The sequence below is a fragment of the Streptomyces sp. NPDC047061 genome (genome assembly GCF_040643955.1).
Taxonomy (GTDB): domain Bacteria; phylum Actinomycetota; class Actinomycetes; order Streptomycetales; family Streptomycetaceae; genus Streptomyces.
Window position 1 is genome coordinate 61,614 of record NZ_JBEYVI010000038.1, and the last position, 21,043, is coordinate 82,656.

At 73.2% G+C, this 21,043-nt stretch carries 15 protein-coding genes; 9 read left to right on the forward strand and 6 right to left on the reverse strand.

The window, feature by feature from the left end; translation table 11 throughout:
• Positions 1-35 precede the first annotated feature (35 nt).
• The 3 genes from ABZ887_RS39025 to ABZ887_RS39035 all read right to left on the reverse strand — a co-directional run bounded on the left by ABZ887_RS39025 (position 36) and on the right by ABZ887_RS39035 (position 2,237).
• Positions 36-1,301 carry an MFS transporter gene (locus ABZ887_RS39025; RefSeq protein WP_361300794.1) on the reverse strand — a complete coding sequence of 422 codons (1,266 nt, stop codon included), beginning with the start codon at positions 1,299-1,301 and terminating at the stop codon, positions 36-38.
• 212 nt (positions 1,302-1,513) lie between these two features.
• The gene (locus ABZ887_RS39030) at positions 1,514-1,951 is read right to left on the reverse strand and encodes a transcriptional repressor (protein WP_361300932.1); all 438 of its coding nucleotides are present in this window, start codon (positions 1,949-1,951) and stop codon (positions 1,514-1,516) included.
• Positions 1,952-2,030: 79 nt separating this feature from the next.
• Positions 2,031-2,237: a DUF2180 family protein gene (locus tag ABZ887_RS39035; RefSeq protein ID WP_361300797.1), complete on the reverse strand. Its 207-nt coding sequence runs from the start codon at positions 2,235-2,237 to the stop codon at positions 2,031-2,033.
• A 180-nt stretch (positions 2,238-2,417) separates the two neighbouring features.
• Here ABZ887_RS39035 and ABZ887_RS39040 point away from each other — a divergent pair, with 180 nt between their 5' ends.
• From ABZ887_RS39040 to ABZ887_RS39070, 7 genes are all read left to right on the forward strand, one after another.
• Positions 2,418-3,137: a GntR family transcriptional regulator gene (locus tag ABZ887_RS39040; RefSeq protein WP_361300800.1), complete on the forward strand. Its 720-nt coding sequence runs from the start codon at positions 2,418-2,420 to the stop codon at positions 3,135-3,137.
• Complete coding sequence (locus ABZ887_RS39045; protein WP_361300803.1) at positions 3,134-4,126, forward strand: ADP-ribosylglycohydrolase family protein; 993 nt, start codon at positions 3,134-3,136, stop codon at positions 4,124-4,126. Before ABZ887_RS39040 ends, ABZ887_RS39045 begins: the two co-directional genes overlap by 4 nt.
• A gap of 216 nt (positions 4,127-4,342) precedes the next feature.
• Positions 4,343-5,821, forward strand: coding sequence for a cytosine permease (locus ABZ887_RS39050; protein ID WP_361300806.1), 1,479 nt, complete (start codon positions 4,343-4,345; stop codon positions 5,819-5,821).
• The gene (locus ABZ887_RS39055) at positions 5,818-6,771 is read left to right on the forward strand and encodes a PfkB family carbohydrate kinase (RefSeq protein ID WP_361300809.1); all 954 of its coding nucleotides are present in this window, start codon (positions 5,818-5,820) and stop codon (positions 6,769-6,771) included. The genes ABZ887_RS39050 and ABZ887_RS39055 overlap by 4 nt, the downstream gene beginning before the upstream one ends.
• Before the next feature lie 158 nt (positions 6,772-6,929).
• Positions 6,930-7,850, forward strand: a complete 921-nt coding sequence (locus ABZ887_RS39060) for an NADP-dependent oxidoreductase (RefSeq protein ID WP_361300935.1) — start codon at positions 6,930-6,932, stop codon at positions 7,848-7,850.
• Positions 7,851-7,917: 67 nt separating this feature from the next.
• Positions 7,918-8,775 (forward strand): DMT family transporter, encoded by an 858-nt coding sequence (locus ABZ887_RS39065; RefSeq protein ID WP_361300938.1) that lies wholly within the window; start codon positions 7,918-7,920, stop codon positions 8,773-8,775.
• Between the two features lie 117 nt (positions 8,776-8,892).
• Positions 8,893-9,450, forward strand: coding sequence for a universal stress protein (locus ABZ887_RS39070; protein ID WP_361300812.1), 558 nt, complete (start codon positions 8,893-8,895; stop codon positions 9,448-9,450).
• A gap of 105 nt (positions 9,451-9,555) precedes the next feature.
• Here the strand turns inward: ABZ887_RS39070 and ABZ887_RS39075 are convergent, their stop codons facing one another.
• The 3 genes from ABZ887_RS39075 to ABZ887_RS39085 form a co-directional block, all read right to left on the reverse strand.
• A complete protein-coding gene (locus ABZ887_RS39075) occupies positions 9,556-10,062 on the reverse strand; it encodes a MarR family transcriptional regulator (RefSeq protein WP_361300815.1) in 507 nt (168 codons plus the stop codon).
• A 146-nt stretch (positions 10,063-10,208) separates the two neighbouring features.
• A complete protein-coding gene (locus ABZ887_RS39080; RefSeq protein WP_361300818.1) occupies positions 10,209-16,034 on the reverse strand; it encodes a DUF4157 domain-containing protein in 5,826 nt (1,941 codons plus the stop codon).
• Positions 16,035-16,155: 121 nt separating this feature from the next.
• Positions 16,156-18,540 (reverse strand): excinuclease ABC subunit UvrA, encoded by a 2,385-nt coding sequence (locus ABZ887_RS39085; RefSeq protein WP_361300821.1) that lies wholly within the window; start codon positions 18,538-18,540, stop codon positions 16,156-16,158.
• A gap of 334 nt (positions 18,541-18,874) precedes the next feature.
• Here ABZ887_RS39085 and ABZ887_RS39090 point away from each other — a divergent pair, with 334 nt between their 5' ends.
• Entirely contained in the window at positions 18,875-19,867 is a 993-nt protein-coding gene (locus ABZ887_RS39090) for a phospholipase D-like domain-containing protein (RefSeq protein WP_361300824.1), read from the forward strand.
• A gap of 146 nt (positions 19,868-20,013) precedes the next feature.
• On the forward strand, positions 20,014-20,850 hold the full coding sequence (locus tag ABZ887_RS39095) for a PaaX family transcriptional regulator C-terminal domain-containing protein (RefSeq protein WP_361300827.1): 837 nt from the start codon (positions 20,014-20,016) through the stop codon (positions 20,848-20,850).
• Positions 20,851-21,043 lie beyond the last annotated feature (193 nt).

A 21,043-nucleotide genomic window follows, 5' to 3' on the forward strand; every position in this document is an offset into this window, starting at 1 on the left:
GGGGCGGCGGGTGGACCACCGCCCCGGCCGGCGGCTCACCCCCGGTTCGGCTCGGTCAGGTCCGGCTCGGTCAGGTTCGATGCTGTCAGGTCCGGTGCGGGTGCGGCGGTCTGCGCCGGCTCCGCGGTGTCCTTGCCGGTGACCACCTTCGAGGGGCGCCCGCCGCGGTCCAGGAGGCCGCCGGTGACCGCCAGCCCCAGGCCGGCCACCGCGAGGACCGCGCCGACCAGATTGGGCGCGGCCCAGCCCCAGCCGGCCGAGATGACCAGGCCGCCGAGCCAGGCCCCGGCCGCGTTGGCCATGTTGAACGCGGAGTGGTTGGAGGCCGCCGCCATCGTCGGGGCTTCCTTCGCGTTGATCATCAGGAGCATCTGGACGGGCGTGGTGATGAGGGCGCCCATCGCGCCGATGAAGGTGACCGTCACCAGGGCCGGGACCGTGCTGTGGACGGTGAAGTAGAACGTCACCAGTGCCGCCCCCAGCAGGATGATCCCGGCGTACAGCGTCGGGCGCAGGGCGCGGTCGGTGAGGGGGCCGGCGAGCAGGGTGCCGGCGGTCATGCCGACGCCGTAGAGGGCGAGGACCCAGGTGGTCGAGGCGTCGGAGAGGCCCGTCAGGTGCGTGAGCATGGGGACGAGGTAGCTGTAGACGGCGAAGAAGCCGCCGAACCCGACGACGGCGGTGGCCAGGCCGATGAAGACCTGCCGGTTGCCCATCGCCCGCAGCTCCTGCCGGATGCCCGCCTGCGGGCCGCGCGGCTGGTGGGGCACGAGGAGGGCGAGTGCGAGGAGCGCCACGAGGCCGATGACGGAGACCGCGCAGTAGGCGTAGCGCCAGCCCAGATGCTGGCCGAGGGCGGTGCCGGCGGGGACGCCGACGATGTTCGCAATGGTGAGGCCGAGGAAGATCCGGGAGACCGCGCGGGCCGCGCGGTCGGCGGGCACCAGCCGGGAGGCGACGACGGCACCCACGCCGAACAGGGCGCCGTGCGGCAGTCCGGCCAGGAAGCGGGCGGCGAACAGCAGGCCGAAGTTCGGGGCCAGCGCGGACGCCGTGTTGCCCACGACGAACAGCCCGGTCAGCAGGAGCAGCAGCCGCTTGTGGGGTATGCGCGCGCCGATACCGGTCAGGACGGGGGCGCCGACGACGACGCCGAGGGCGTAGGCGGAGACGAGGTTGCCGGCATGCGGCACCGACACTCCGACGCCGTCGGCGATCTGGGGCAGCAGGCCCATGGTGGCGAACTCGGTGGTGCCGATGCCGAACGTGACGACGGCAAGGGCCAGCAGAGCCAGAGGCATGGTGAGCGGGGGAACCTTTCGGGGACGGCGGGTTCGGGGAGGGGAAAGCGGGACGGGACCGAATGGTGTCCCCACCCTCCGTGACCGGCCGCACCGAGCGCCCTTGCCCAGTCCACCCCTAGAACGTTGCAGCGTGACGCGGCGAGCGCGCATTCCTGGATCGGCGGGCACAGCGGGGTGAGCTGCGTCACTCGAAGCCGGCTCGGCGGGAGCTACTGCTGCGCGGTGGCCTGGCGGCACTGCGCGCACAGTCCCCACCAGGTGATCTCGGCCTCGTCGACGGCGAAGCCCTTGTCCTCGTCGGGGGTGAGGCACGGTGCCGCGCCGACGCTGCAGTCGACGTCCTCGATCAGACCGCACCGGCGGCAGACGAGATGGTGGTGGTTGTCGCCGACCCGCAGCTCGTACCGGGCGGGCGAACCGGCGGGCTCGATGCAGCGGACCAGCTGTGCCTTCGTCAGGTCTTCCAGCACGTTGTAGAGGCCCTGCCGGGAGAGTCCGCCGGCCGCGGCCCGGTCCGTGCCGATGCGTGTCTCGAGATCGGCCGCCGTGGAGTGCGGACGGCCCTGCAGCGCGGTCAGCACGGCCCGGCGCTGGGCCGTGCTGCGCAGACCCTTGCGCTTGAGCAGGTCGCCCGCAAGCTGCTCCATGGTCATTTCGCTCTCCTACGGCATACCGACCGTTCCGCCCTGTGAGTGCACGATACAACCAGAGTTGACCCGGTCAGTTCTAGGGAGCCTCCGCCGTACGGCAGGTGCCGCAGACCAGGCGCCGGGACGGAAGGGTGCTCGTCATGGGGATCACCCCGATGGGGCGCTGGACGGTGGTCTGCACGACCCGGGAGTGGTCGGCGCAGGTGAAGAGGCCGCAGCGGGTGCAGGCGCCGATCCCGTTGGCGTCGTGACGCCCCGCCTGGGCGCAGTCGTAACAGTGCATGTCGCTTCCCGATGAGACGGCCCACTCGCTTGTGCGGTGGGGTGCGTGACGGTTGTGCGCCGACGGGGTCTCGCCACCTCGGCACACATCGAACATAACCGCCCAGTTTTGACAGAGTCAAGTTTAGAGAGCGGGCCGGAACCTCTGGACCACCGGGACTTGTTCACTTACTGTCTAGACATGCCTGGACAGGTTCACAAGCACTATCGCATCGCCCGAGTTCTCGCCGACGAGATCCGAGCCGGGGTCCATGCCGACGGCAGCCGGCTCCCCGGGGAGCACGCGCTCAGAGAGCGGTTCGGCGTCAGCCGCACCACCCTTCGGCAGGCTCTGCAGGTTCTCGGCGAGGAGGGCCTCATCGCCACCCACGCGGGCATCGGCTCGTTCGTCACCTTCGACGGAACCCCGCTCGACAACCGCCTGGGCTGGACCCGGGCGCTGGCCGCGCAGGGCTCCGAGCTGACGACCGAGATCCTCCGCTTCGAGGAGATCACCGATCCGGAGCTGGCCGCCCGGCTCGCGCTCGCGTCCGACGCGTTCCTCGCCCTGGACCGGGTCCGGCGGCTGCCCGACGGGCGGGGTGTGTCGCTGGAGCGCAGCCGGGTGCCGGTGACCGAGGGGCTTGCCGGGCTGCCGGAGCGCGGGCTCGACGGCGGTTCGCTGAGCCGGGCGCTGATCGCGGCGGGCCGGGTCAGCGACTCCGGCGAGGGTGTCGTCTCGGTACGCGGGCTGGAGGAGGCCGAGGCCGCCGTGCTGCACCGCTCCCCCGGCGAGTCCTTCCTCCGCCTCGACCAGGTGTACCGGGCCGCCGACGGCTCGGTGGTCGAGCAGGTCGGCAGCCTCCTCGACCCCGCCCGCTTCGAACTGCACGTCCGCTCGGGCAACGGAGACCGCTCGTGACCGACCGACTCGACCGCGCCCTGGGCGCCTTCTACGGGCTCGCCCTCGGTGACGCCCTCGGGATGCCCACGCAGGTGATGTCCAGGGCGGACGTCGTACGGGTGTACGGCGCCGTCACCGGCTTCGAGGCCGCCCGTGCCGACAACCCGGTCAGCGCGGGCATGCCCGCCGGGTCCGTCACCGACGACACCGACCAGGCCGTCGTCGTCGGCCGGCTCCTTGTCGAGGGGGACGGCCGGATCGATCCGCTGCGGCTGGCCCACGAACTGCTCGACTGGGAGAAGGAGATGAAGGCCAAGGGGTCCTTCGACCTCCTCGGCCCGTCCACCAAGGCCGCGCTGGACGCGGTGGCCCGCGGTGTCCCGCCGCGGGAGGCGGGCCGCACCGGTACGACGAACGGCGCCGCGATGCGCGTCACCCCGGTGGGGATCGCCTTCGCCGCCGACCCGCTCGACGCGTTCGTCGACCGTGTCGTGGAGTCCTGCCAGGTCACCCACGACACGACCATCGGCATCGCCGGCGCCGCCGCCGTGGCCGCGGCCGTCAGCACCGGGGTCGGCGGCGGCTCGCTCGACGAGGCCGTCACCGCCGCCGTGTCCGCCGCCCGTGCCGGTGCGCGGCGCGGGCACTGGATCGCCGGGGCGGACATCGCCGCCCGGATCGAGTGGGCCCGGGAGCTGGTCCGGGGCCGCACCGAGGCCGAGGCCCTGGACCGGGTCGTGGCGCTGGTCGGCACCAGCGTGGCGAGCCAGGAGTCGGTGCCCGCCGCCTTCGCGGTACTCGCGCTGGCGGACGGCGACCCGTGGCGGACCGCGCTGCTCGCCGCCAACCTCGGCGGCGACAGCGACACCATCGGGGCGATCGCCGGCGCCGTCGCCGGCTCGGTCGCCGGGCTCTCCGCGCTGCCCGCCGACGCCGTCCGCACGCTGCGCACCGTCAACTCCCTCGATCTGGAACCCCTGACGGCCCGCCTGCTCGCCTACCGCTGAACCGCCCTGGCCCCCGCCGCCCGACACCCCGCTCCACCGACCGACACCCCTCTGCGCTGAACCGCACTCCGCTGCGCTGACCCATCACCCGCTGCGCCGACGGACACTCCGCTTCGCCGCACGACACCCCGCTTCGCCGACCAGCGCTCCGCTCCGTCGCCGACCGACGCTCCACCCCGCCACCCGCCCTTCCGCACCCCGCAAGGAGGTTCCGTCATGGCCGTTTCGAAGACGAACGATCGCGTCGGTACCGTCGAGACCCGGGGGATCGAACCGGTCCCCGACAGTGAGCGGCACGGCCATGCCGGCCAGATGTTCTGGACCTGGTTCGCCGCCAACATCAGCATCCTCGGACTGCCGCTCGGGGCCACCCTGGTGGCGTTCCGCGGCCTCGACATCTGGCAGGCGGTCCTCGTGGCCGTCCTCGCTTCCTTCGGCTCGTTCGCCCTCGTCGGCGCCCTGAGTCTGGCCGGCAAGAAGGGCGGCGCGCCGGCCCTCACGCTGTCCCGGGCGGTCTTCGGACAGCGGGGCAACGCGGGACCGACCCTGATCACCTGGCTCAGCCGGGTCGGCTGGGAGACCATCTCCACGACCACCGCCGCCTACGCGCTTCTGGCACTGCTCGACACGGCGTTCGGCGTCCGGAAGAACACCGTGCTCACGCTGGTCTGCCTGCTGGTCTTCATCGCCTGCACGCTGCTCATCAGCGGCCTCGGCCACGCCACCATCATGTGGATCAACAAGTGGGCCACGGTCGTCTTCGGGATCCTGAACCTGGTCGTGATGGGCTTCCTGATCTCGACCGTCGACTGGACCAAGGTCCTCGACGCCCCGGCGGGTCCGGCCAGCGCGGTGGTCGCCGGGGTGGGCTTCATCGCCTCGGGCACGGGTATCGGCTGGGCCAACGCCGGTGCGGACTACGCCCGTTACCTGCCGCGGGCGATCCCGGGCCACCGGCTCGTGGTGGCCTCGGCGTTCGGCGCGGGCATCCCGCTGGTGCTGCTGATCTCGCTCGGCTCGCTGCTCTCCGCGGGCGACCGGACGCTGGCCACCGCCTCCGACCCGGTCGCCGCGGTCAACGCGATGCTGCCCTCGTGGATGGCGGTCCCGTACCTCGTCGCGGCCTTCGGCGGACTGCTGATGTCGAACCACCTCTCCACGTACTCCGCGGGACTCACGATGATCACCCTCGGGCTCCGGGTGCCACGCGCCTACGCCGTCGCTCTCGACGTGGTGCTGATGTTCGCGGGCGGCATCTACTTCATGCTGGTCGCCGACGACTTCTACGGGCCGTTCTCGACCTTCCTGACACTGCTGGCCGTGCCCATCTCGGCCTGGATCGGGGTGATCGCGGTGGACTCGCTGCGCGGCCGCGACTACGACCCGCGGGCCCTGATGGACACCACCCGGTCCAGCGCCTACTGGTACTCGCGCGGCTTCCGGCTGCCCGCGGTCCTCGGCTGGGCACTCGCCATCGTCGCCGGCCTGCTCTTCACCAAGGCGTCGACCAGCGCGGACGACGTCTGGTTCGCGGGCCCGCTCTCGGACACCTGGCTCGGCGTCAACGGCCTCGGCTGGGCCGTCTCGATGGCCGTCGCCGCCGCGGTGTACGCGCTGTGCGGCCGACGTGCCACCCCCGCCCGGGGTGACAGCGGCGAACCCGCCGCCGCCCGTCTCCAGGGAGCGGGCCGATGAGCAGGAGGGTCGTCCTCGCCGGGAACGTGATCGCCGACGTGGTGATCGAGATCCCCGCGCTGCCCGAACGCGGCGGCGACGTCGCCGGCACCCACACCGGGACGACCGCCGGCGGCGGCTTCAACACCCTGGTGGCGGCCCGCCGCCTGGGCACGGAGGCCGTCTACGCCGGTGTGCACGGCACGGGACCGCACGGCGACCTGGTGCGCGCGGCGCTGGCCGCGGAGGACATCGGCACGCTGCTGCCCGCCCGCGCGGACCTCGACACCGGCTTCACGGTGGCTCTGGTCGACTCGGGCGGCGAGCGCACCTTCGTGACCAGCTTCGGCGCCGAGGCCACACTGACGGCGGCCGACGTGGCCGCGGTCCGGACCCGGCTGCGCCCCGACGACCTCGTCCAGCTCTCCGGCTACGGACTGGCCCTGCCGGGCAACGGCCCGCTGCTCTCCGGCCTCACCGCCGCGCTGCCCGCCGGCAGCGTCCTCTGTCTCGATCCGGGACCTCTCGTCGCCGACGTCCCCGAGAGCGTCCTCGCGCCCGTGCTGGCCCGCACCGACTGGCTCAGCACCAACGCCCGCGAGGCCCGCATCATGACCGGGCACGCGGACCCCCGGACCGCGGCGGCGGAGCTCGGGCAGCGGCTGGCTCCCGGGGCGGGGGTGCTCGTACGGGCCGACAAGGACGGCTGCTGGCTGGCCACCCCGGGTCGACCGCCCGTGCACGTACCGGGTTTCCCGGTCACCGCCGTGGACAGCAACGGGGCGGGCGACGCGCACGTCGGGGCGTTCCTCGCCCTGCTCGGCCAGGGGTTCGATCCGCTGACGGCCGCGCGCGGCGCCAACGCGGCGGCGGCCTGCGCGGTGACCCGGCGCGGCCCGGCCACGGCGCCCGACCGGACGGAACTGGCCGCGTTCCTGGCCGGCGACCCCCTCGCCGAGCGGCTCGCCTGACGTACGCGCACGCCTCGAAAACCGCATCGCCGGGCCGGGAGAAGCGGGAAGAGACTGCCGGTACCGGGTCGTTGAACGCCAAGCCGCGGTCGGTGGGTCACCGGCCGACGGCTCGTCGGCCGAGGCTTGTCCCAGTGAGGAAGAGCGGTGATCACGCGATGAAGGCGGTGCGGTTCCACGCGTACGGCGGGATCGATGTACTGCGGGTCGAGGAGGTCGAGCGGCCGGTGCCCGGGCCTGGGCAGGTACTGGTCGAGGTCCGCGCGGCCGGGATCCAGCCCGGTGAGGCGATGATCCGCGAGGGCGCCCGGCACGGCCGCTGGCCCGCGACGTTTCCCTCCGGACAGGGCAGCGATCTGGCGGGCGTGGTGGTGGAGACCGGTCCCGAGGTGCGCGGCTTCGCGGTGGGCGACGAGGTCCTCGGCTTCACCCATCGCAGGGCGAGCCACGCGGAGTACGTCGTGGCCGACGACGTGAACCTGGTGTCCCGCCCCGAGGGACTGCCCTGGGAGGTGGCCGGATCGCTGTACGTGGCCGGGACGACCGCGTACGCGACGGTGTTCGCGGTGGACCCCCAGCCGGACGAGACCGTCGTGGTGTCCGGCGCGGCCGGCGGCGTGGGGTCGCTCGCCGTACAGCTCGCGCGACGGCGCGGCGCCAACGTCATCGGGCTGGCGAGCGAACGCAACCACGCCTGGCTCGCGGACCACGGCATCGTCCCGGTCGCCTACGGGGAGGGCGCGGCCGAGGGGATCCGGAAGGCCGCAGGCGGCCAGGGCATCGACGCGTTCATCGACACCTTCGGCGACGGCTACGTGGACCTGGCCGTGGACCTGGGCGTACGACCCGAACGGATCAACACGATCCGGGACTGGCAGGCCGCGGCCAGGGTCGGCGCACGGACCTACGGGGAGGGCGCGGCCGCGAGCGCGGTCGTGGTCGGCGAACTCGCGCGCCTCGCCGCACGGGGCGGGCTGGACGTCCCGATCGCCCGCGTCCACCCGCTCGCACAGGTCCAGGACGCGTTCCGGGAGCTGGAGCAGGGCCATCCCCAGGGCAAGATCGTGCTCCGGCCGTAGCCCCGCCCCGGGCCACCGGCCCAGGCGTTCCGGGGCTGAGCGGTCGGGGCGCAGCAGGCATGCTGGAATCATGGTGCTCGCCGTGCTCTTCGCCGTCCTGGGTGCCGTCAGCAACGCGGCGGGCACGGCCTTCCAGCGCAAGGCCGCGTCCACCGTGCCCGGCCGCAGCGGACTGCGCCTGCTGCTGGTGCTGGTACGGCGCCCCGCCTGGGCCATCGGTATCGCCGGGGTGGCGGGCGCCGCGGTCTTCCAGGCGCTCGCCCTGGTCAACGGGCCGATGGCGCTGGTCCAGCCGCTGTTCATGCTGGAACTGCCGTTCGCGCTGCTGATCGCCATTCCGCTGATGCACCGCCGGCCGAGCCCGGAGGGTTGGCGGACGATCGCGGTGGTGGTGGCGGGCCTGGCGCTGCTGCTCACCGCGGCGGCCCCGTCCGGCGGCCGCCAGCAGGCGTCGATGCAGCGCTGGATCCCGGCTCTCGCCCTCACCCTGGGCGCCATCGCCGTCGCGGTGCTGCTCGTACGGTCGTCCTCGTCGCCGCTGTTCCGCGCGGCGGCCCTGGCCTCGGGCGCGGCGATCGGCAACGCGCTGACCGCCGCCCTGATGAAGTCGGCCACCGGTCGCCTCGCCGACGGGGGCCTCGGCGCGTTCCTCACCACCTGGCAGACGTACGGCTTCGCGCTCACCGGGATCGCGGCGCTGCTGCTCCTGGAGAACGCGCTGCAGGCCGGTCCGCTCGTGGCCTCCCAGCCCGCGCTGACGATCGGCGACGCGGCGGTCAGTCTGCTGTTGGGCGTCGCCCTGTTCGACGAGTCGGTCCGCACCGGGTGGTGGCTGCTGCCCGAGGTGGCCGGGGCCGGGCTGATCCTGTGGGGCGTGACCCGGCTGACCCGCGTCGTGCCGCACCTCGTCGACGTCATGCGGTGAAGACGTCATGCGGTGAAGGGGGGCCGCGGGTTCGGCCGCGTCGCCGATACCGTCCGGCTCTCGGCAGTTCAGTGGCTGTTACACGGGCCGCCGTCCGTAGCGCCGGAGGCCGGTGAGATGATCACAGGGTGGGGCTGGAAGAACTCGTTCGGCGCCGGAAGCGCCGACCCGTCACGCCGTGATCCGGCGTCCCTGACCACCGAGCAGACCTTCCAGGCCCCCGGAAGGGGAAACACCGTGTCCGTGTTCCAGCGCATCCTGGTCGCCGTCGACCCCAGCCCCGCCCGCCGCTCCGCCGTGCGGCTGACCGGCGAGCTGGCGCAGCTGACGAACGCCGAGGTCCGCGTCATACACGTCATCGCCTCCGCCGCCTCCGTCGCCGCGGTCGTGCCCCTGGAGGAGGACTCCGAGGCCCAGGCCGTCCTGGACGAGGCGCTGACGGCGCTGCGCGACCAGGGCGTGAAGGCCGAGGGGACCCTCGTCAGGGGGCTGACCACGCAGGTCGCGGCGGCCATCGCGGAGACCGCCGAGGAGTTCGCGGCCGATCTCATCGTCCTGAGCCCGCACCACCGGAACTCCGTCGAGGCGCTGTTCGACCCGCGGGTCAGCGACGCCGTGGCGCACCACACCAACACGGCGATCCTGCTGGCACCGGAGGGCAAGGACGAGGCCTGACCGTTCCCCGGCCCACACCGGCCGGCGCCCCGGGGCCCGCTGCGGATACGACGTCCGCGGCGGGCCCCGGGGCTTACGGGCCGTACCGCCGCGGTGGGCTCCGCGCTAACGGCGCCGCCAGGGCAGCGCCTCCTGCTCGTCGCTGTCGGCGTCCATGCGCTGGAGGGCGGTGTTCACGGCCTCGCCGATGTCGGCGAACCGGGTCACCTGCTCGGGGGTGAGGACGTCGAAGACGGCCCGGCGGACCGCCTCGACATGACCGGGGGCCGCGCGCTCCAGGAGGCTCATGCCGGCCGGGGTGAGGACGGCGTGCTGGTTGCGGCGGTTGGCGGGGTCCTCGCGGCGGTCGACATAGCCGGCCTCCTGGAGACGGGTCACCGCGTGGGTGAGACGGCTCCGGGTGATCTTCAGGCGTTCGGCCAGCTCGGACATGGTCAGGCTGTGATCCTTGACCGAGGAGAGGTTGGCGAGCAGGGTGTAGTCGGCATGGGTCATCCCCGCGTCGCGGCGCAGCTGGCGGTTCAGGTGGTCCGACAGGTGGGTGGAGAACTGGACGTAGGCGAGCCACGCCCGTCGTTCCTCGGGGTTCAGCCAGCGTGGCGTCGTGGTCATGACCGCAGCCTAGCGAGACACGTTTGAACATTGAAACCTACGCGCGGCCTTCCTCCTGCCCCTGCACCGGACGGCCCCGGCACCGGACGGCAGCACGTCGCCGCCGGCCGCCCGCCGTACCCGGCCCGGGCAGCGCTCGATGCCTGCTACCTCCGAGGGCGCCGGTCGGGGGCGTCCGTCGAGCGGTAGTCGCTGCTCTCCCCCCGGGTGGCCCGGTCGCGGAACTCACGGCGGAAGCGTCCGAGGATCGCGGACTTGAGGTCGTGCACCACGGGCGGCAGTGCCAGGTAGTTCGAGGCGTCGTCGGCTCCGCCGAGCCACAGTTCCGCGACGTGGTCCACCTCCCAGGCCTGGCCGTCGGGGGTCCTCGGCCAGCCGTCCCCGAAGCCATGGGCCGCGGCGTCGCGCACGGCGGTCTCGAACAACGCGGTGTACGCGAGGCTGTAGCGCCCCTTGGCGATGCCTTCGAGGACCTGTTGCCGCATGGCGGCGGTGTCGGCGACCGGGATGCCCGCGCCACGCGGTGACTGACCCAGCGTCAGCGCGTCGGCGGTCGCCACGTGCCGCATGATGTCGCGGACCAGCAGTTCACCGACCGCGGTGTTGCTCAGCGGCGCGAGGTGTGTCTCGAACCAGGCCGTCATCTCGGCGCGCTCGCCGGGCTGGCTGAGATCGACGTGGACCTCGTAGTCCTGGCGGGTGGCGCGGTCGGCCTGCCGGTCGAGCGCGGCGTAGGCGCTCCGGGCGTCGTAGCCCGGTTCGGCGGTCATCCGGGCGACGACGCGGTCCGCCTCGTCGGCGATCCGGGTGAGCTCGGCCCCCGTTTCCCGGTCACGCGAACTCCTGGCTTCCCGCCGGGAGCGGGCCGCCAGGGCCGCCACCTGCCCCGTGGACACCGGACGGAGAAAGCGCCTCTCCTCCGTGAGGTCCTGGCGGATGTCCGTGAGAGCGCCGCTGACGCTCTCCCCGCGGCGCACGTCTGTCTCGAGGTCGCGCAGCACGGCAAGGTGGTGGTCGATGAGCAGAACGGCGGCCGGATCGCTTCCGGCGGTGCGCCGCCAGTCGTCGAGTTCGGCCCGCAGCCGGGCGATCTCCGCAAGGGCCCCGTTCTCCGCCTTCGCCTGGGCGCGCGGGCGCCGGGTCGTCCCCACGGCAGTGCGGTCCTCCGGCCGCCGGTCCGCCGCGTCGGCGGGCGCGCTGTCCGTCTCGAGCTGGGCGTCCTCCCGCCGCCACCGGTAGAAGTCGTCGAGGTCGCGCATGATCCATGCGTACAGCGGGCTCGCCGGGTCGACGTGCGTGGTCTCCGCCCCGTACTCGCGGCTGTACTCCTCCGGTGAGGAGACTTCGATGCGCCGCGCGGGCTCTCCGGGAGCCGCCGGGACCTCGACGACGATCCGCGGCGGATTCGTCGTCGCGGTGACCCGGGTGATGCCGGTGGAACCGTCGGGGCGGGTCGACTGCACGAACTCGGTGTGGCTGCCGGTGCGCAGGGCGGCACGGGCGGCCAGCGCGACGTCGGCCGGCGCCGGCATCCGGCGGACGATGACGTTCTCGGGGTTGGGATGCAGGTGCACGAGCGACTGCCAGCCGTCGCCCTCCGGAGGCCGCACCGTGAACTCGGTCCCCGACTGCACGGCGAACTCCCCGGTGTTCGGGTTGTAGAAGAGCCCGACCTCGGCGCCCCCGGCGGCCGCGACCGCCCGGTCGTAGGTGGCGACGGCCTGCTCGCCGGAGGCCGTCCGGCCGCCGAAGGGCCCCGGCCGGGTCGGCCGGGCGGCGGGGTCCACCGGCCCGGGCGGCCGTTCCCGGCCGAGCCGCGCCCCGAGGATCCGGACCGCGAGGTCGCGCTCGGCGATGTTGACGTCGCCCTCGGCATGCGACGGCGGCCGTGACCCTCGTACGGTTCCGGTCGCGGTACGTTGCTCGCCGCTCTCCTCGTGCGGTCCGCCCGGCACTGCGGGCTCGGGTTCGGCGGCGGACCGCCGGTCCGCGGCGAGCCGACGCGCTCCCAGCGCCCGGGCCTGCGCGACCATGTCGCCGGCCGCGGACGCGGCGGGCCCGCCCTCGCTGACGCCGGGGCCGGTGCCCTTCTCGATCGCGCCGGTGACACCCATGGGCTCGGTGGCGCCACGCGCCGGCGGAAGCGGTGACCCGCTGCCGTCGGCCGGGGCATGCGCTTCCCGGCGACCGGTGGTGGTCGGCACCTGGGCTTCGGCGTCGCCGCCGCGCGGCCGGGCGCCCTCCGCGTGCCCGAGGCCGCCGCCCATCGATACGACGGTGATCGCCCCGGACCTGAGTGCGCCGAGGAGAGCCCGCGCCCGCCGTGAGGCGCGCTCGCCCTCGGGGAGATCCGCCTCGGGACCGGTCTGGGCCCATTCGGTGGCGAGCTGGACCGGAATGGTGATGAGCTGCTGGACGTTGCCGACGACGCCGTAGACGTGCAGGGCCTGCTCGGTCCGCTCCAGCCGGTTGATCCAGCTCGGCAGTCGACCGGCCGCGCGCCCGGCCTCGGCGGCCTCTCGGGCCAGGAACGTGCCGACGCCCATGGTGGCGGCGATGCCGCCGACCGCTCCCAGGACGTCGAAGACCGTCCCGATGTCCCAGCCGTGTCCGCTCCGGGCCCGCCGGGCCAGCGAGTCGACGGCGGTGATGGCGCCCGCGATGCCGCCCGTGGCCGAGAGGGCGACCCCGAGGCCTCCGGTGGCGAAGACCCCGGCGACCTCGGCGGCGGTGGCCAGGTCCCGCAGCCGCTGGAGGGCCCGCCCGCGGGGCCCCGGTGCGGACTGCATCTCGGCTTCGACGGGGACGGGGCCGCCGAGCGCCGTGCCGAGTTCCTCGGGCAGCCGGATGGCGAGCTTGCCCCGGCCGTAGCCGGAGTTCTCGGCGAACTCGCGGAAGGCGTCCCGGATCGCGGCGACGTGGCCGGCGTGGCCCGGGAGGTTGCTGCGCCCGATGTACACGTCGCGGCTGCCGGGGGAGGTGATGTCGACCAGGGCCCAGCGGCGCGCCCCCTCGCGGGACTCCCGCGCGAGCTCGCCGAGCATGGTGCGGATCTCGGTGACCTGACCGTTCTCCTCGCTGGCGAGGGCCAGCCGGGGCCGGAACTCGGCGATCCCGCCGACCGGTGCGAACCGGCCGTGTTGCTGCCGCACCCAGTGCTCGTGCTCGGCTCCCTCGCCGGCGAACCGGGCGATCTGGTTCTCCGTGGTGGTGATGCAGGCCCAGACCGACTGGCCGCTCCGCAGGAGCTGGATGTCGAGCAGCACCTCCTCGTCGGAGAGCGCGGTGAGCGGAGCCTGCCGCTCGCGGTGTTCCCGCAGCTGCTGGGCGACGGCGAGCCGACGGCGCAGCGCAGTGAGGGTCCCGGTGTAGACGTCGAAGCCGCTCGCCCGGCCGGCCGCGACCAGCCGTTCCAGGGTGGCGCGGGCCGCGGCGACACGGCGGGGATCCGCGGACGCGAGCGCCGCCCGGAGCTCGGCGCGGGCGTCGGCCAGCGAGGTCGCCTCCTGGTCGGCGGCCTCGGCGGCACGTGTGCTGAGTGACGCGATCCGGACCGGCCGGACCGACACGCTGGACGCGCGCAGGACATGGTGGTCCGGATCGGCGACCGCCGCGTCGGACCACTGCGGTGTGGCCACGCAGCGCACGAGGAAGTCGCCCTCGCGGTCGAAGCCGATGGACCGTTCGTTGAGCGGCTGGGTGAGCGTGTCGACGAAGCTCCCGATGATCGACCCGAGCATGCGGACGCTGTTCGACACGCCGATGACCATGAGGTACGAGGCACGGGCCGACCACGGCCAGTGCTCCTCCCTCATCATGGCGAGGTCCTTCGCCTGGTCGTCGGCGGCGGCGCCGGCGTCCCGCGACAGGTTGGTGCCGAGGGCGCCCAGCGGGCTCTGTCCCTCGCCGTCGCCCACCGCGGTGGCCCGGGCGCGTCGGTCGGCCTCGGGTCGGGTGAGCCCGGTGACGTCGATGATCTCCCAGTAGTACTGGACCGGCTGCAGGCGGTTGAAGACCTCGTCCTGGTAGGCCAGGGACAGTGCCGTGTAGTCGAGGGTCATCGTGAACCGGTTCGTCGCCCCCGAGGTGCTGACCGCGCCGTCTTCGGGCCCGGCGCCCGCCATGGTGATCTGCGACGGGTACGGTTCGGCGTTCGCGCCGGTGCGGCCGCCCGGCACGTGTTCACCGGGGGTCAGCGCGGTGCGCGAGGCGCGGGCCTGCGTCCGGGCCGCCTCGACCGGCACCGCGGCGGCGGCCGTGCCGGGGGGCGGTGGCGTGAACCCGGTGGTGCGGGCGCCGTCGGCGATGCTCTGGCGGGTGCTCGGGTCGCGGGACTCCCGCAGCGCCTGCTCGGCGGCCTCGACCCGCCGGTCGAGGGAGGCCTCGGTCTCGCCCTCACGCAACGGGATCGTCGTGGCGGCCCGGTCGATCGTGATCGTGAGCTGTGGGGTTCCGGTCCGGCTCACCCCGGAGCCGTAGCCCACCGGGCCGCGCAGGGCCCCGCCTCCGCGGGGCTGCGGCGCCGTGCCGCCCGGCGTGAGGGTGGCGGTACCGTCGCCACGGCCCTCCCCGGTCGTGCCCGCGCCGGGTCCCTCGCCCGTGGTGCCGTCGGCGGTGCCGGAGCCTTTGGCCCGCCGCCTGCGCAGCCGGGCCGTCGCGTCCCTCGCCCAGGCCGGGGCCTCGGACTCGGTCCCGGAGGCACCACGCGCCCGGCGGCCCAGTGAACGGGCCAGCTCGGGCGGGATGCGCACACCGGGCATGTAGGCGACGAGAACGCTTTCGCCGGCGGGGCGTCCGGGGTCCGGCGCCGCGGAGTACCGACGGAACGACTGGATGGCGAAGGCCTCGCCGCGCAGGCCGAGGAACCAGACACGGCCGGTTCGCCGCTCACGCAGGAGCATGACCGGCGCGTCGATCATCACCGGGTGCGCGTCGTCCTGCTCGAACAGGTCCCGCACGCTGCCGTCGGGCCGGATGGTCACGATGTAGTTCTCGGCGAACAGAACGCACTCGGCGGGTCGCAGGATCGCGGGCGGGACGTTGTCCCGCCGGGCCTCGGCGTCGAGCCTGACGGTCGCCAGGTCGGCGAAGACGTCCGGAAGCCGGTTGACGAACGCGGCCGGGTCGGCACCGGTGTCGATCGGGTCGAAGTACGCCGCGGCGGCCGTCGGCGACGGCAGGTCGTCGTGCTGTACGCGGGCCTGGCCCTGGTGGGCCTGGACGGCGACGTGGGCGAGTTCATGCGCGAGAAGCCGCCGTCCGGCGAGGGTTCCCGGGCCCTCCCACCCGGTCCCCAGGACCACGTGCGCCCCGAAGGCGTACGCCCGCGCGCCGAGCGCCAGCGCGGTGTCCGCGGCCACCGCACCCCGGTGGAGCCGGACCGGCGCGAGGTCGACCCCGAGTGCTGCCTCCGCCGCCTCCCGCAGCTGCGCCGGGAGCGGCTCACCGGGAGTGCCGGTACCTGCGGCCGCCACCGGGTCGGCAGGGTGTCCGCCGGGCGGGGCGGGAGGCCGGGACCCGGGTGGCCGCGGGGCGCCCGGCGCCGCTTCCTCCAGGATCGGGAGCAGTGCCTCCGCGACGACGTCCGCGTGCCGTTCAGCAGCCGCCACGTCCGTCCCGCTCGGCGCGGCGCGCAGCAGGTCCGCGAGGGGCTGTGCGCGGGGCAGGCGGGGCGGGCGTGACGCCGGGGCGGATCCGGAGGTGCTGGGGAGTCTCGGGCCGTCGTCACCACCCGTGCCGTCAGTCGCCGAAGGCCCGGTCCCCTGACCGCTCCCGGCACCCGTCACCGCCCACAGCGGGATCGCCCGGCGGCTCGCCTGCGCCTCGGCGGAGAGCCCACGCCCCGCGCTGTCCAGGCCGGTCTCGGCCTGCCGCAGCCGGAACGCGGGGTCCGGCTGCGGCTGCGGCTGCGGCTGCGGCTGCGGCTGCGGCTGCGGCTGCGGCTGCGGCTGCTGGGAACGTTCGGCGCCCATGCGCGTCTCCGTCAGATCAGCGGACCCGTCTGCGGACTCAGCATGTCGGCACCCCGTCAACGCAGCGTCACCGAGCGGCGCCGGCCTGGTCGGCGCGTCCGGCCGTTGCCTGCGGACTCGCTCAGGCGCCGACGTACTGCGCGAGGTGCTCGGCGGTGAGGGTCGAGCGGGCGGCCACCAGGTCGGCCGGGGTGCCCTCGAAGACGATCCGGCCGCCGTCGTGGCCGGCGCCGGGGCCGAGGTCGATGATCCAGTCGGCGTGGGCCATCACCGCCTGGTGGTGCTCGACGACGATGACCGACTTGCCGGAGTCGACCAGCCGGTCCAGCAGGCCGAGGAGTTGCTCCACGTCGGCGAGGTGCAGGCCCGCGGTCGGCTCGTCGAGGACGTAGACGCCGCCCTTGTCGGCCATGTGCGTGGCCAGCTTCAGGCGCTGGCGCTCACCGCCGGACAGGGTGGTGAGCGGCTGGCCGATGGTGAGGTAGCCGAGGCCGACGTCGTTCAGCCGCTGGAGGATGCGGTGGGCGGCCGGGGTGTGCGCCTCGCCCGCGGCGAAGAACTCCTCGGCCTCGGTCACCGGCATCGCCAGCACCTCGCTGATGTCCCGGCCGCCGAGGTGGTAGTCGAGGACCGACGCCTCGAACCGCTTCCCGTCGCACTCCTCGCAGGTGGTGGCGACGCCCGCCATCATCGCCAGGTCGGTGTAGATCACGCCGGCGCCGTTGCAGGTGGGGCAGGCGCCCTCGGAGTTGGAGCTGAACAGGGTGGGCTTGACGCCGTTCTGCTTGGCGAAGGCCTTGCGGATCGGGTCGAGCAGTCCGGTGTACGTCGCCGGGTTGCTGCGCCGGGAGCCGCGGATGGCGCCCTGGTCGACGGAGACGACACCGGCGCCGGCCGGGATCGAGCCGTGCACCAGGGAGCTCTTGCCGGAGCCCGCGACACCGGTCACGACGGCCAGGACACCCAGCGGGATGTCCACGTCGACGCCCTGCAGGTTGTGGGCGGACGCGCCGCGGATCTCCAGCGTGCCGGTGGACTTGCGGACCGTGTCCTTGAGGGCGGCCCGGTCGTCGAAGTGGCGGCCGGTGATGGTGCCGCCGGTCCGCAGCGCCTCGACGGTGCCCTGGAAGCAGACCGTGCCGCCGCCCGCACCGGCGCCGGGACCGAGGTCGACGACGTGGTCGGCGATCGCGATGACCTCCGGCTTGTGCTCCACGACGAGCACGGTGTTGCCCTTGTCGCGCAGCCGCAGCAGCAGGCCGTTCATCCGCTGGATGTCGTGCGGGTGCAGACCGGTGGTGGGCTCGTCGAAGACATAGGTGACGTCGGTGAGCGAGGAGCCGAGGTGGCGGATCATCTTGGTGCGCTGGGCCTCGCCGCCGGACAGGGTACCGGCCGGCCGGTCGAGCGAGAGGTAGCCGAGGCCGATCTCCACGAACGACTCCAGGGTGTGCCGGAGGGTGTCTAGGAGGGGGGCGACCGAAGGCTCGTCGATGCCCCTGACCCATGCGGCCAGGTCGCTGATCTGCATCGCACAGGCGTCGGCGATGCTGATGCCGTCGATCTTGGAGGAGCGGGCGCCCTCGCTCAGCCGGGTGCCGTCGCAGTCGGGACAGGTGGCGAAGGTGACCGCCCGCTCCACGAACTCGCGGATGTGCGGCTGCATCGACTCCTTGTCCTTGGAGAGCATCGACTTCTGGATGCGCGGGACCAGACCCTCGTAGGTCATGTTGATGCCGGCGATCTTCATCCGGGTCGGCTCCCGGTACAGGAAGTCCTGCAGTTCCTTCTTGGTGAACTTGCTGATCGGCTTCGCCGGGTCGAAGAAGCCGGACTCGGCGTAGAGACGGGAGTTCCAGCCGCCGCCCTTGTAGCCGGGGACGGTGATCGCACCCTCGTTGAGGGACAGGTTCTCGTCGTAGAGCTGGGCGAGGTCGAGGTCGGTGACGGCGCCCCTGCCCTCGCAGCGCGGACACATGCCGCCGGTGATGCTGAAGCTGCGCCGCTCCTTCACCTTCTGCCCGGCGCGTTCGACGGTGACGGCGCCCGCCCCGCTGATCGAGGCGATGTTGAAGGAGAACGCCTTGGGCGAGCCGATGTGCGGCTTGCCGAGGCGGCTGAAGAGGATGCGCAGCAGGGCGTTGGCGTCGGTGGCGGTGCCGACGGTGGAGCGGGGGTCGCCGCCCATCCGCTGCTGGTCGACGATGATCGCGGTGGTCAGGCCTTCGAGGACGTCGACCTCGGGGCGGGCCAGGTTGGGCATGAAGCCCTGGACGAAGGCGGGGTACGTCTCGTTGATCAGCCGCTGCGACTCGGCGGCGATGGTGTCGAACACCAGCGAGCTCTTGCCCGAGCCGGAGACTCCGGTGAAGACCGTCAGCCGCCGCTTCGGGATCTCGATGCTGACGTCCTTGAGGTTGTTCTCCCGCGCGCCGTGCACACGAATCAGGCCGTGGCTGTCGGCCACGTGGGGCGCGGACGTGGTCGTTTCGGTCTCTCTGGCCATGCTCAAACCCGTCTCCGTCTGCTGCGCGGGGTCTCGGTCGACGGCCGCCACGCTAGCCGGGGAGGAAGAGTAACGCTTCTCCATTCCTGACCGGCCCCGCCGCCCGGACGGTCACACAGGGTCCGCCGGATGCCCGGCTACGAAGATTTTGCGTTCTCGCGGTGTGCCCATGAACCGGCCCCCACCTGCACCGAGTCCGCTATGTCCGGCTGCCCGCCCCGCAGGTAACGGTGAGTTCACCGGGCTTCCCTTCCTCGGCAGTCTACGCGCGTGGTGTCATGCCCACGCTCACCCACCCCCCACGTGAGCGTCTACTCGACTAGGAGTCACGCACATGCTGTCGAAGCTTCTCGTTCGCGCGGGTGTCGCCCTGGCGGCCGGCACGGCCGTGGTCGCCACCGCGGTCCCCGCGAACGCCGCGAGCTACACCGCGTTCGCCTTCTCGCTCAGCAGCAGCGAGCCGACGATCTACGACTTCATCAACTCGGCCACCAGCTCGCTCGACATGACGATGTACGAGCTGGAGGACACCACGGCCGTCAACGACCTCATCGCCCTCAAGAACAAGGGCGTCACCGTGCGGGTCGTCCTGGACCAGGCGCACAAGAGCGCCAACAACTCCGCCTACACCTCCCTCACGAACGCGGGTGTGGGCGTGGCGTGGTCGCCGACGAGCTTCGTCTACACGCACCAGAAGACCATCACGGTCGACGCCACCAAGTCGCTCGTCCTGACGGGCAACCTGACCTCCCAGTACTACTCGACCGGCCGGGACTACGGCGTCTTCACCGACGACACCCGTGACGTCGCGGCGATCGAGAAGGTCTTCAACGCCGACTACGCCGGCACCTCGATCACCCCCACCGACGGCGACCACCTGCTCTGGTCCCCCACCGACTCGCGCAGCCGCCTGCTCACCGTGATCAACGCCGCCACCAAGACGCTCGACGTCGAGGAGCTGGAGTTCAGCGACAGCACGGTGGTCAACGCCATCGTCGCCAGAGCCAAGGCCGGCGTGAAGGTCCGGGTGGTCCTGGAGACCCCGTCCAGCTACTCCAGCGAGGTCTCCTCGATCAAGAGCGCCGGTGGCACGGTCGTCGGCTACTCCGACCCCAACGGCTTCTACATCCACGCCAAGGCCATGGTCGCCGACTACGGCCTGTCCACCCAGGAGGTGGAGGCCGGCTCCATGAACATCAGCAGCAACTCCCTCTCCAACAACCGTGAGCTGGGCATCATCCTCACGGGTACCGGGGTGGCGCAGTCGGTGGCCACGACCGTCGAGACCACGTTCAACAGCGACTACTCGGGCGGCACCGCCGCGTAGTTCCGGGTCCCCGGGCCCGCCCCGGCCGCGCTTCGGCCCGGCCGGGGCGGGTACCGCCCGCCACCTCGTCCCCCGCCGGCAGGGCGCGCCGCCCGGCGTGCCACCCGCGCCGTGTGCGTCGGCCACGTGGCCGTAATCTTGCGCAGGTGAACGCCGAGACGGTCCCGGAACCCCTGGACGCCCCGCAGCCCCGACCGCAGTCGCTCCTGCTCGCCTTCTTCGGCAACCACGTGCTGGAGCAGGGGCCGCTGGCCGTCTACTCGGGCAGCATCATCACGGTCCTGGGCCGGGCGGGCGTCGGCGAGCAGGCCGTGCGCTCCACGCTCACCCGCATGGTCAACCGGAACCTGCTGCAACGCCAACGGCAGGGCCGCAGGATGTACTTCGGCCTGACACCCCTCGCCACCCAGATCCTGCACGACGGCCGGCGCCGCATCTGGGACACCGGCGCCGTCAACGACGACTGGGACGGCTCCTGGACCCTGCTCGGCTTCTCGCTGCCGGAGTCCTGGCAGCGCCAGCGGCACGACCTGCGCTCCCAGCTCGGCTGGTCCGGCTTCGGGCCGCTCTACAGCGGGCTGTGGATCGCGCCCGGCCGGGTGGACGTCTCCGCCGTCGTCGCCGAACTCGGACTCTCCGCCCACGTGAAGATCTTCCACGCGCTGGCCGACGAGGCGACGGACATCGACCTCATGATCCGCGACACCTGGGACCTCGGGTCGATCGCGGCCCGGTACGAGGACTTCCGTACCCGCTGGGACGCGTGGCGGGCCGGCCCCGACGACGACGCCGTCGTCACCCGGCTGCGGCTGGTCAGCGAGTGGCTGGGCATCATCCGCACCGATCCGCGGCTGCCCGTGCGGCACCTGCCCGCCGACTGGCCGGCCCACCAGGCGGAGACGGCGTTCCACCGCGTCGCGGCCGAGACCGAGGCCCCCGCCCGCCACATGGCCGCGGCGCTGCTGGAGACCACGCCCCTGTGACCCGCCGCGCACGGCCGCGCGCCGTGCACCGCCGACCGCCGCGCGGCCTGCGCAGAACGCCTGGTCAGCCCAGATCATCAGGCGATCTATGCTGCTTGGGGCAGGAGGTTCGCCAGTCCGCCGAAGGATCGAAGGATCAAAGAAAAGGGTGCCCGTGTACGGCGACGCTCTCTGTCCGGCATCCACACCGTGT